At 70.5% G+C, this 11,636-nt stretch carries 8 protein-coding genes; 1 reads left to right on the forward strand and 7 read right to left on the reverse strand.

From position 1 onward, the window contains the following. Positions 1-36: 36 nt before the first annotated feature. The 7 genes from trxA to ABZ117_RS09965 all read right to left on the reverse strand — a co-directional run bounded on the left by trxA (position 37) and on the right by ABZ117_RS09965 (position 9,886). A complete protein-coding gene (trxA, locus tag ABZ117_RS09935; RefSeq protein WP_356819094.1) occupies positions 37-369 on the reverse strand; it encodes a thioredoxin in 333 nt (110 codons plus the stop codon). A 51-nt stretch (positions 370-420) separates the two neighbouring features. Next, a complete protein-coding gene (gene trxB / locus ABZ117_RS09940) occupies positions 421-1,392 on the reverse strand; it encodes a thioredoxin-disulfide reductase (protein WP_356819096.1) in 972 nt (323 codons plus the stop codon). A gap of 152 nt (positions 1,393-1,544) precedes the next feature. Continuing rightward, positions 1,545-2,426, reverse strand: a complete 882-nt coding sequence (locus tag ABZ117_RS09945; protein WP_356819098.1) for a hypothetical protein — start codon at positions 2,424-2,426, stop codon at positions 1,545-1,547. After that, positions 2,423-3,199: an RNA polymerase sigma factor SigM gene (gene sigM, locus ABZ117_RS09950; RefSeq protein WP_356819100.1), complete on the reverse strand. Its 777-nt coding sequence runs from the start codon at positions 3,197-3,199 to the stop codon at positions 2,423-2,425. The genes ABZ117_RS09945 and sigM overlap by 4 nt, the downstream gene beginning before the upstream one ends. 26 nt (positions 3,200-3,225) lie before the next feature. Further along, entirely contained in the window at positions 3,226-4,947 is a 1,722-nt protein-coding gene (locus tag ABZ117_RS09955) for a serine/threonine protein kinase (RefSeq protein ID WP_356819102.1), read from the reverse strand. Between the two features lie 118 nt (positions 4,948-5,065). Beyond that, complete coding sequence (gene murJ, locus ABZ117_RS09960) at positions 5,066-7,468, reverse strand: murein biosynthesis integral membrane protein MurJ (RefSeq protein WP_356819104.1); 2,403 nt, start codon at positions 7,466-7,468, stop codon at positions 5,066-5,068. 45 nt (positions 7,469-7,513) lie between these two features. Next, the gene (locus tag ABZ117_RS09965; protein WP_356819106.1) at positions 7,514-9,886 is read right to left on the reverse strand and encodes a DUF6049 family protein; all 2,373 of its coding nucleotides are present in this window, start codon (positions 9,884-9,886) and stop codon (positions 7,514-7,516) included. A 254-nt stretch (positions 9,887-10,140) separates the two neighbouring features. On the opposite strand from ABZ117_RS09965, the gene ABZ117_RS09970 reads away from it, so the two are divergent. Continuing rightward, positions 10,141-11,607 (forward strand): CCA tRNA nucleotidyltransferase, encoded by a 1,467-nt coding sequence (locus tag ABZ117_RS09970; protein ID WP_356819108.1) that lies wholly within the window; start codon positions 10,141-10,143, stop codon positions 11,605-11,607. Positions 11,608-11,636: the final 29 nt, after the last annotated feature.

Raw genomic sequence — 11,636 nt, forward strand, 5'->3', positions numbered from 1 at the left:
CCGGGAGGTTGGCCCATTCGTGTTTCACGTGAAACGTCACTTGGTGATGAACTCGTCGAGGTCACGCAGAAGCGCGGCCTTGGGCTTGGCGCCGACGATCGTCTTGGCGACCTCGCCGTCCTGGTAGACGTTCAGGGTCGGGATGGACATGACGCCGTACTTGGCGGCCGTGCCCGGGTTCTCGTCAATGTTGATCTTGACGATCTCGATCTTGTCGCCGAACTCGGCAGCGATCGCCTCCAGCGACGGGGCGATCTGGCGGCACGGGCCGCACCAGGCCGCCCAGAAATCCACCAGGACAGGCTTGTCGCTCTTCAGGACGTCCTGCTCGAAGGAATCGTCGGTCACAATCTTGAGGTTGCCGGCCACGGCGGGCTCCTTACCTTGGTCGTGCGGTGGGGCGAGGGGAGAAGAGGAAGGTCAGACGGCGGCGGTCTTCTCGGGCTCCGCTTGGTCCTCGTCCGCGAGAGCGGCGAGGAAACGCTCGGCGTCCAGAGCGGCGGAGCAGCCGGTACCCGCTGCGGTGATCGCCTGCCGGTAGGTGTGGTCGACCACGTCGCCGGCGGCGAAGACACCGGTCACGTTGGTGTGCGTGGACGGAGCGGCGACCTTCAGGTAACCCTCCTGGTCCAGGTCCAGCTGTCCCTGGAACAGCTCCGTGCGCGGGTCGTGGCCGATCGCGATGAACAGACCCGTGACGGGCAGCTCGGACAGCTCGCCCGTCTTGAGGTTGCGCAGCTTCAGTCCCGAGAGCTTCTGGTCGCCCTGGATCTCGGCGACCTCGCTGTCCCAGACGAACTTGATCTTCGGGTCGGCAAAGGCACGCTCCTGCATCGCCTTCGAGGCGCGCAGGGTGTCCCGGCGGTGGACGATCGTCACGGACTTGGCGAACCGCGAGAGGAAGGTGGCCTCCTCCATCGCGGTGTCGCCGCCGCCGATCACGGCGATGTCCTGGTCCCTGAAGAAGAACCCGTCACAAGTGGCACACCAGGAGACACCGCGACCGGACAGCACGTCCTCCTTCGGCAGGCCCAGCTTGCGGTGCTGGGAGCCGGTGGTCACGATGACGGCCTTCGCCTGGTGGACGGTGCCCGCGGTGTCGGTGACGGTCTTGATCTCACCGGTCAGGTCGACAGAGACGATGTCGTCCGGAACCAGCTCGGCGCCGAAGCGCTCGGCCTGCGCGCGCATGTTGTCCATGAGGTCGGGGCCCATGATGCCGTCGCGGAAGCCGGGGAAGTTCTCCACCTCGGTGGTGTTCATCAGGGCGCCACCCGCGGTGACGGCGCCCTCGAACACCAGGGGCTTCAGCGACGCACGGGCGGTGTAGAGCGCCGCCGTGTAGCCGGCGGGCCCGGAGCCGATGATGATCACGTTTCGGACGTCGCTCACGGCTTGATTCCTCGTCTCTGGTCAGCGTCAGTCGACCGATGAGAGCCCCTTTCAGGACTCTCACCCACCCAACGGATCCTACGGGGCGCGCATTCCCGATGTGTCCGAGCACACGCATGCGCACCGGCGGCCGAAGAAGCGTTCCAGCCGACTCAAGGACGCGCGACGGATTGCTTCAGCAGAACCTCGCCGGCCGCCGGGGTGCTCCGCTGCCGCACACAGGCCTCATCGACCACGTACGCGGTGACCCGCTTGGTGTCGTGAGCATCGGATACGACGACGAGGTAGGCGGGCCTCCCCGCATAGGTACCCGTCTTGGCGCCCAGGACGTCAGCGCCCCGGCTGAGCGCTTGCCGGACGCAGTCGGGGACGGGGACAGCGGTCTGGATCAAAGTGTGCGGGCCGGGGGTCACCCCCGGCGTGTCCGACCCGCCCTCGGCGTCCGACCGTGGCTTCTCGCTGTCCTGCGGCAGTCCCTTCTTCGTGGCGAGGAGTCCGCGCACCTGGTTCTGCACGCTGTCACCGGAGAAGCTGACGGCGGACGGGGTGGGCGTCCCATGGGCCGTCGTGTGGCCGGCGTTGTCACCGAGTGACGTCACGACCAGCCCACCGCCGCCCAGTACGGCGGCCGTGAGGACGGCGCCCAGGACGAACCGGCCGCGGCGCCGCCCGCGCTCGGACGGCTTGCGCCCGGGCCCGGTCGTCGCACGCGGTCGTCCGGCGGGACGATCCGCCACGGTCGCCGTTTCACGTGAAACATGGCCGGCGATGCCTTCGTCGCCGGCGTGCGGGGCCGCGGCGGCCAGGGCGGCGCCGATACGCGCGGCCACGTCGTCCGGCATCCGTTCCGGCTCCGGCACGGCTCCCAGCAGGCTCCGGATCTCCTCCAGCGAGGCGTACATGTCCGCGCACGGCTCACACGTGCTCAGATGACGCCGCACATCACTGCTGCGGTCCGGCGGAAGCAGGCCCTCGGTGAGGTCGGAGATCTCGGCGACGTCCGGGTGCCCGGCCGTGTCCGTCGTGGAAGTCACGCTCGCCCACCTCCGCCCTTCACTACGGCTGAATCGCTCGGCCCCGTGTCCAGGGGGCGTCCGCTCGGTGATCCCGTTGCCGGTGGGACGGATGTCCCCGGCCCCCGGTTCCGTCCCGGGCCGGATTCGTTCCGCCCCCCGGCGTCATCGGGTTCTTCACCGCTCCCGGTGCGGGCGGACCGAGGATCCGCGCCGCCCTCGGGCCGTAGGTGAGCGAGCAGAGGCAGCAGCCGGGCTCTGCCCCGGGCGCACCGGCTCTTCACCGTCCCCGTCGGCACGTCCAGGATCCGCGCGGCCTCGGCCACCGGGTAGCCCTGCATGTCCACCAGGACCAGAGCGGCCCGCTGCTCCGGCGGAAGGGTGCCGAGCGCTTCGAGGAGCTGGCGGTGCACGTCCTTGCGCTCGGCGGGCGCCGAGGCGGACTCGTGCGGTTCCAGCAGCTGCTCCAGCCGCTCGGTGTCATCGACCGGGGCGGTCTTGCGCGAGGCGGCCTTGCGGACCCGGTCCAGACAGGCGTTCACGGTGATCCGGTGCAGCCATGTGGTGACGGCTGACTGCCCCCGGAAGGTGTGGGCGGCCCGGTAGGCGGAGACCAAGGCGTCCTGTACCGCGTCGGCGGCCTCCTCCCGGTCCCCAAGCGTCCGTAGCGCGACCGCCCAGAGCCGGTCCCGGTGCCGCCGCACGATCTCACCGAAGGCTTCGGGATCGCCTTCCACGTGACGGGCGAGCAGATCCTTGTCGCTCGCTCCGTCGTATCCGGCGCCCTCCGCCATCTGCCCCCTCCGGTCCGGGTGAGACGTCAGCCCGTGAACTTCACTTCGCCGATGGCCTGCTTGTAGCCGGCCTCGGCGTACAGGGCGGAGTCATACCCTGAATTCGGTACGGCCGTCAGCCAGACGAGGACGTACCGCGTGCTGACCGATTTGGTGACCTTCACCGTAGCGTTGGTGCCCGTCGTCGTGACCTTGCCGATCTGGTCCATCGAGTCCAGCGAGGGCGGCGTCAGCGAGTCGGCCGCGTACAGCTCGACCGTCGTGTGGTCACCGGCGTAGCGCATGTCGAGGGTGGCGGTGCTGAGCTTTTTGGCCGAACCGAGGTCGTAGACGATGCCGACGCCCGGCTTGAACGGCGCGATCGGCGGGCCTTCGTTGAAGCTTCTCGTCCTCCAGTAGGTGGACGCGTCCCCGTCGTAGGTCTTGGCCACGTCGTCGGGGCGCTGGGCGTTCCCCCCGGCGACGAACTCCTGGCTGTGCTCGATCTTTATCGGGACCGGTTTCGTCTTCCCGGTGTTCTTGTCGCCGTCGTCCGTCGTCTGGCTCTTGTTGGTGTCGTCCGACGTGTTGCCCCGGTCCATCAGGGCGTCCGCCAGCTGCCAGCTGCCCAGGCCCAGGGCGGCGATCAGGAGCGCCGACACCGCCCACTTCAGGGCCTTGCCCGTGCGGCTCTGGAGCGGGGGCGGCGGAGCCGCGATCGGCTGACCGGCTCCGGGGTGCGCCGCAGGGCGGCCGTAGGTGCCCTGCTGGTAGGTGGTGCGCTGGTAGTCCGGCGGGGCCGTGAACGACGGCTCGGGCGGGCGGATGCGGGGCATCTCGCCGATCGCCTTCACCAGCTCCTCCGGCGTGGTGCACGCAGCCTCGTGACGGGACGCCGTGGCCCCGTCGTTCACCAGGGCGCGCATGGTCAGCTCGGACAGACCGCGGTGCACCCCGGCCCGCACCTGGTCCGGTGCGATGAGGCCGATGTCCTTGGGGAGGCCGGACAGGCCGTAGGCGTCGTTCTCGTACGGCCAGCGCTGGGTCAGCGCCGCGTACAGCAGGGCACCGATGGCCTCGGTGTCGGTGCGCTGCGGGGTGTCGGAGCTGACCCCGCGCAGCGCGGCGTTCACGGCGAGGCCGCGGATGCGCCACTGGCCGGTGGAGGTGCGCAGTACGGCGTTCGGGTTCAGCCGCAGATGGGCGAGACCCTCGCGGTGCGCCGCGGCCATGGCCGAGGAGATCTGACTGACCATCTGGTAGGCGTCGTGCGGTTCCAGCGGGCCGCCGGCGAGAAGCGTGGTCATCTCGGTGGCGTCGGGCAGCCACTCGTGCACGACGTACACGAGGTCGTTCTCCTCGACGGCGTCGAGGACCTGGACGAAACGCGGATCGCCGAGCAGGGCGGAGGAACGGGCGGCGGCGAGGACGGAGCGGGCCCGGACATGGTTCGCGGGCAGGACGTGGACGCCGACGGCACGGCGGAGTTTCTCGTCGACCGCCCGCCAGCTGCTGAAGCCGTCCAGACGGGTGACGCACTCCTCCAGCCGGTAACGTCTGGCCAGCTTGTGACCGCTGTGCAGTTCCGGAGGCGAGGCCTTCTGTGCGGGACTCTCGGTGCCGCCACTTCCCTGTGCCTGGTCGCTGTCCGTGTCCCGCTCCGGGTTCTTGGCCACCCCGTCGGCCGTGGACTGGTCCGCCTTGGCGGTCAGCGGTTGCTCACCGCTGGTGTCTGCCACGTCGACGGCAGCCGTGCTCCGTTCCGCCACCGTCGTCCCTGCCTCCCCATCCGTTGCACGCTGTCCGACGCCGAAACCAATTGTGCCCACAGTCCGCCGCTATGCACGACACACAGCGGCGGACGATGGTTGTGCGCCTACCCCCGCCTCAACGCCCCAGACGCCCGCGCACCATACCCACGAGCGAGTTGAGCTCCTCGATGCGCATCCGCCGGGCCGCCACGAAGAAGACACCCAGCAGGACGATGCCACCGGCGAGCAGCTCCGCGAACGAGCCGACGACGCCCTGGCCGAGGGTGTGCCCGATGGCGTAGACGGCCGCGCCGCTGAGCAGGGCCGCCGGCAGGGAGGCGATGCCCAGCCGGGCGTACGTGCGCAGCACCCGGGCCCCGTCCAGGTCGCCGCCCAGCCGCTTGCGCAGCCGCCGCCAGGCGATGCCCACGCCGATGGCGTAGGCGAGGCCGTAGGCGGCTGCCATGCCGGCGACCGCCCAGCGGGGCGGCAGCAGGAAGTAGCAGAGGGCCGAGGCGCTCGCGTTGACCGCGGCCACGATGACCGTGTTGTAGAAGGGGGTGCGGGTGTCCTCGTAGGCGTAGAAGGCGCGCAGGACGACGTACTGCACCGAGTACGGGATCAGGCCGAGACCGAAGGCCATCAGCATGTAGCCCATGTTCACCGCGGCGCTGGTGCCGGCGGAGCCGAAGATCAGCGTGCACATGGGGATGCCGAGCGCGAGGAAGCCGAAGGCGATCGGGACGATGGCGACCGCGGTGGTGCGCAGGCCCTGCGAGATGTCGTCCCGGACCGCGCCGCCGTCACCCTCGGCGGCCGAGCGCGAGATACGCGGCAGCAGGGCGGCCATCAGGGAGACGGTGATGATGGCCTGCGGCAGACCCCAGATCAGCTGGGCGTTGGCGTAGGCGGCGAAGCCGACGCCCTTGATGCCGGAGTCCTTGCCGGCGGCGGTGGACAGCTGCGTCACCACCATGGCGCCCGCCTGGTTGGCGAGGACGAACAGGACCGTCCACTTGGCGAGCATCGCGGCCTTGCCCAGGCCGTGCCCGCGCCAGTCGAAGCGCAGCCGCACCCGGAACCCGGTCTCGCGCAGATACGGGATCATCGCCAGCGACTGGACGACCAGACCGAGCAGCACACCGATGCCGAGCAGGCGCTGGCCCTCCGGCGGGATGTTCGTGACGGTCATGTGGGAGTTGGCCGCGGTGCCGTAGACCCAGATGAACATGCCGAGCGTCACGATGATGACGATGTTGTTCAGGACCGGGGTCCACATCATCGCGCCGAACTTCCCCCGTGCGTTGAGGATCTGACCCATCACCACGTGGATGCCCATGAAGAAGATCGAGGGCAGGAAGTAGCGGGTGAAGGTGACGGCGACGTCGTTGGCCGCCGGGTTGGTGGCGACCGGGTTCGACAGCAGGCGCACCAGGAGGGGCGCGGCGAACATCGCGAGACCGGTCAGCGCCGCCAGCGCCACCATCACCAGGGTCAGGAGCCGGTTGGCGAAGGCTTCGCCGCCGTCCTCGTCCTCCTTCATGGAGCGCACCAGCTGCGGCACGAACACGGAGTTCAGGCCGCCGCCGACGGTGAGGATGTAGATCATCGTCGGTAGCTGGTAGGCCACCTGGAAGGAGTCGGCGAGGAAGCCGAGGCCCAGTGCGGCCGCGATCAACGCGGAGCGGACGAAGCCGGTGAGGCGGGAGACCATCGTGCCCGCCGCCATCACGGCACTGGACTTCAGCAGTCCGGTGGCCCGTCCGCCCTTCTTGGCGGGAGCGGCGGGAGCGGCGGGAGCGGCGGGAGCGGCGTCGGCCGCGCGGTCCTCCGGCCCGGCGCCCCGGGGACCGCCCGGGACACCGCCCGGGTACGGCGCTGCGGCGGGGGCGGGCACCGGGGTCTGCGCCGGATGTCCGGCGCCGGGACCGGCCGCATAGGAGGCCTGGGCCGGGTAGGCGCCCCCGGCGTACGGGTTGTCCTGCTGCGGGCCCTGGCCGTACGGACCGCCGTGCCCGCCGCCCGGCGCGCCGGCCGGTCCGGGGACGACCGGCGGATCCATGGGCGAGTGCCCGCCGCTGTGCTGCTGGTCCTTGAAGAGATGCGCGAAGGCGTCCGGCTCGTGGTATTCCTCGCCGGAGTGCGTGACCAGGTCGTCCACGCCCACGAACCGGGTGGTGCGCGGGTCGTCGCCGTACGGCAGGTACGGGGCCGGGGCTTCCGGCTCGGGGGCCGGTGTCTGCGCCCACACTCGCGGGTCGGGCGAGTACGGCGACTGGGCGGGCGGGGCGTACAGCGGCTGCTGCGGGTCGTACGTGCCCGGGGGCGGCGGCGGGTGCGCGGCGCGGTCGTAGAGCGCCTCGGCGACCGGGTCCTGGGCGGACAGGTCGTGCGCTCGGTAGGGATCCTGCTCGTAGGCGTCCTGGAGGTACATGTCCGCCGCGTGCTGCGGCGGCACCTGGCCAGGCTCGGGCGGCGGCTCGGGGTAGCCCGAACCGGCAGCGCCCTCGCCGCGGTCACCGTCGTACGGCGCGCTCATGCTTACCCCACCTCATCGTCCCGGGCCCACCGGCCACGACATCGCTCAACGGTCCACTCTCTCACCCGTCCCGGACGGGTCGGCGCTTTCCGGTGCGGTGTCCGGCGCAGGGTCACTCGGCTGCTCCGGGTCGCCTGCCCCGGAGGCGGAGTCGGGCTCTTCCGGGAGACGGTCCCCAGGGGCTCCGGGGTTCCCCGGTTCGTCCGTGTCCCCGTCCGCCGTGCCGGGACCGTCCTCGTCGGCCTGCCGGGCGGCGGCGCGCTTGCGCTGGGTGTACATGCGGAAACCGGCGAGGACGAGGAGCAGCACGCCGCCACCGATGACCAGCATCACGGTGGGCGTGACCTCGGTGACCTTCACATCGAAGGTGACGGGGGCACCGTACTCCTGACCGTCCTCGGTGAACAGCTGGGCGATGACCGTCACCCGGCCGTTGGCGTTGGCCGAGGTGGTGAACTTCACCGACTGGCTGTGGCCGCCGGAGACGTCCACCCGCTGTTCGTAGTAGGCCTTGTCGCCGATCTTGAGGCGGGTCGGCATGGTCGAGGTGAGGCGCAGCACCAGGTGGCCGACCGGCTGTACCAGGCGGTTCTGGACGGTCACCGGGATGGTGGCGCTGCGGCCCGAGAGCTTGGTCTCCGACTTGTCGATCAGCCTGACCTGATCGGCCAGCTCGTCGAGCCACGCCTCCACACCGTCCCGGTAGCCGGCCGCCTCGCCACGGCTGCCGCGCCACGACGTGGACATCTCCCGGTGTATGGCCAGCCCGAACGGGGTGGCCACGCGGGACCGGTCGCTGAGGATCACCTGGAAGTTGTCGAGCTTGTCCTGGGTGCGGGCGATCTGCGCGAAGACCGCCCTCGGCAGCTCCTGCCGGCGCAGCGAGGGCGGGTACACGGACGTCGAGGGGATGCGCGTGGTGGCACCCGGGTCGGGCTTGGCCTTGGCCGCCGCGGTGAGGTCCTGCGACTGGGACCAGCCGCTGCCCTGGAGCTCCCTCAGCGCTGCCGCCATCGCCTGTGCCTGGCTCGCCGTGGGCACGCGCTGCGGGGCGACGACGACGCTGCGCTCCTCGTCCGTCTGCGCGTTCAGCTCCAGGCTCTGCGCCAGGAACCGCTGTACGGCGAGTGTGGCCGAGCCGGCCTTCGTCATGTCACCCTCGAACGCCCTGGACAACCTGGCGTCGGCGACCACCGCCGTGGTGCCCCCGCCGACCGGGCGGGCGGCGGACGGCGTGTACGGCAGTCCGGCGGTCTCCTGGAGGCTGTCGCTGCGGGCGATCACCCGGTCTGCGCCGGCGGACGTCGCGACCTTCATGATCGACGGATCCACGGCGCCGTTCACGGGCCAGGCGAAGTCGATGGTCGGCGTGACGTGGAGCACCGTCTTGACCGTGGTCGCGGCGACGTCGGTGGCGTCCTTGAGGTGGCTGAGCGAGCCGGTGACGCTGGTGCCGCTGTGCGCCAGAGAGGCCAGGTCCGGGTCGGCGAAGGGCAGGGCGACGACCTCCTTGCCGGCCACGGCCTTCTGGAGTCCGGCCAGCCATTGCTTGGCGACCGCCTGGTGCTCCCGGGACCCGGGCGTCGTGGTGCCGTCGGCGTCCGGGAGCCGGTAGTTTCCCGTGGCCATCGCGTCGACCGACGCCAGCAGGTCCGGGTCGATCACCCAGGTCACGTCGAGATCCTTGCCCAGCTCCACCATCTGGGCCAGCCGGCCGCCCGGTGCCAGCTCCTTGGCCAGGCCGTCGTCGAGGAACACCGGTGTCTGAAGGTCACCGGCGCCCGTCTTGGCCGTCATGTGCACGCTGGAGATCAGCGGCCACAGGAATGTCGTCCTGGTCCGGGTGTCGGCCTCCGACGACTGCCACGGCAGGAACGTCTGCCGGATGCCGAGCAACTGGTCCCAGGGCTGTGCGGAGGTCTGCCCGGACAGGGAGACCCCGAACTCGTAGACCCCGTCCTCACCGAGGTCGAGCTTGTCCACGGGGACGGAGATGCTGAAGTGCTCGGCGACGCCCGGTGGCAGTGTGGCGAACTTCTCCTCGTACTTGTCGTCCACCTCGGCGCCGGTGCCGCCCTGCGGTTCGTCGGAGTGCCGGGCGACGGAGTCGATGGCCGAGCGGGTGGTGAGCCGGGGCCCCACCCGCAGGTTCACGTGGGCGCCCGTGACGGTCCGCTTGCCGTTGTTGGTCACCGTGCCGGCGACGGTCAGCGTGTCGCCGTCCGTGGGAACGCTGGGACTCAGGTTGTCCAGGGACACGGACACCGGGGCCGAGGAAGCGGCCTGCGCGGGCGCCGCGGCGGGCAGCTGGAGGAGACCGGCCAGCAGAGGCGCCCCGGCGAGCAGTGCTCCCGCGCGTCGCATCCACCGGCGGGCAGGTGAGGCACTGGTCCCCTGGAAGTCAGCCGCCTCGGCCACGCGCTCGCCCGTCCCTCGTCGTCGTCAGTGGTCGTCGGAATGTGCGTCCACGCATGGTAACGATGCGCGCCGAGGGGAAGTGCCGCGGTCTCCTCCACAAGATCGGAAGGACAACGGCGGCCCGTCCTCTATATCCAGTATCGGCGGGAGAGCAGCCGTACGCCGCAAGGGCAGCGCTTGGACGGGTATGGAAGGAGCTGTCCGCGCCGCTCGACGGGACGCCCCGGTCGCGCGGGCACGTACCCTTTTCTGTTGTGCCGAACCCCAACGAAGACACTCCCTCTGCCCTGAGCCAGGCGCAGCAGCGCGCGGTCGCCGAGCTGCTGCGGGTGGCTCCCGTCGCCGACGACCTCGCCCGCCGATTCCAGGAGGCCGGGTTCTCACTCGCCCTGGTCGGCGGTTCGGTCCGCGACGCGCTGCTCGGCCGGCTCGGCAACGACCTGGACTTCACCACCGACGCCCGCCCCGAGGACGTACTGAAGATCGTCCGGCCTTGGGCGGACGCGGTCTGGGAGGTGGGGATCGCGTTCGGCACGGTGGGCGCACACAAGAGTGCCCGCGTCGGCGACACCGACTGGGACTTCCAGATCGAGATCACCACCTACCGGTCGGAGGCCTACGACCGCACCTCGCGCAAGCCCGAGGTGTCGTACGGCGACTCCATCGCGGAAGACCTGGTCCGCCGGGACTTCACGGTGAACGCGATGGCTGTGGCACTGCCGGAGAAGGAGTTCATCGATCCGCACGGTGGCCTGGCGGACCTCGCGGCGCGCGTGCTGCGGACCCCGGGGACGCCCGAGGAGTCGTTCTCGGACGATCCGCTGCGCATGATGCGGGCCGCCAGATTCGCCGCCCAGCTGGACTTCGAGATCGCCCCCGAGGTTGTCACCGCCATGACGGAGATGGCCGAGCGTATCGGAATCGTCTCGGCGGAGCGGATCCGTGACGAGTTGAACAAGCTCGTCCTGTCCACCCATCCGCGCAAGGGACTGACCGTGCTCGTGGACACCGGGCTCGCCGAGCACGTCCTGCCCGAGCTGCCGGCGCTCCGCCTGGAGCGCGACGAGCACCACCGGCACAAGGACGTCTACGAGCACACGCTGATCGTCCTCGAGCAGGCGATCGCGTTGGAGCAGGACGGCCCGGACCTCACGCTCCGGCTGGCCGCGCTGCTCCATGACATCGGGAAGCCGCGTACCCGCCGCTTCGAGGACGACGGCCGTGTCTCCTTCCACCACCACGAGGTGGTCGGCGCGAAGATGACGAAGAAGCGCATGACCGCATTGAAGTACTCCAACGAGCTGGTGAAGGACGTCTCACGGCTGGTCGAGCTCCACCTGCGCTTCCACGGGTACGGCACCGGGGAGTGGACGGACTCGGCGGTCCGCCGCTACGTCCGTGACGCGGGGCCGCTGCTGGACCGCCTGCACAAGCTGACCCGCTCCGACTGCACCACCCGCAACAAGCGGAGGGCGGCCGCGCTGTCCCGGGCCTACGACGGCCTGGAGAAGCGCATCGCCCAGCTACAGGAGCAGGAGGAGCTGGACTCCATCCGCCCCGACCTCGACGGCAACCAGATCATGCAGATCCTGGACGTCGGGCCCGGCCCGGTCATCGGCAAGGCGTACAAGCACATGCTGGAGCTGCGCCTGGAGAACGGCCCGATGGGGCACGACGCCGCGGTGAAGGCCCTCAAGGAGTGGTGGGCCGCGCAAAACTGAGCCGAACTGTGTCCCGGCGATGTTTCACG

This window comes from Streptomyces sp. NPDC006309 (genome assembly GCF_040613095.1).
Classification (GTDB): Bacteria; Actinomycetota; Actinomycetes; order Streptomycetales; family Streptomycetaceae; genus Streptomyces.

Coding starts and splice junctions, on each gene's coding strand:
- murJ (WP_356819104.1), bottom strand. CDS start 7,468: ATGAGCGCGCCGTACGACGGTGACCGCGGCGAGGGCGCTGCCGGTTCG.
- sigM (WP_356819100.1), bottom strand. CDS start 3,199: ATGGCGGAGGGCGCCGGATACGACGGAGCGAGCGACAAGGATCTGCTC.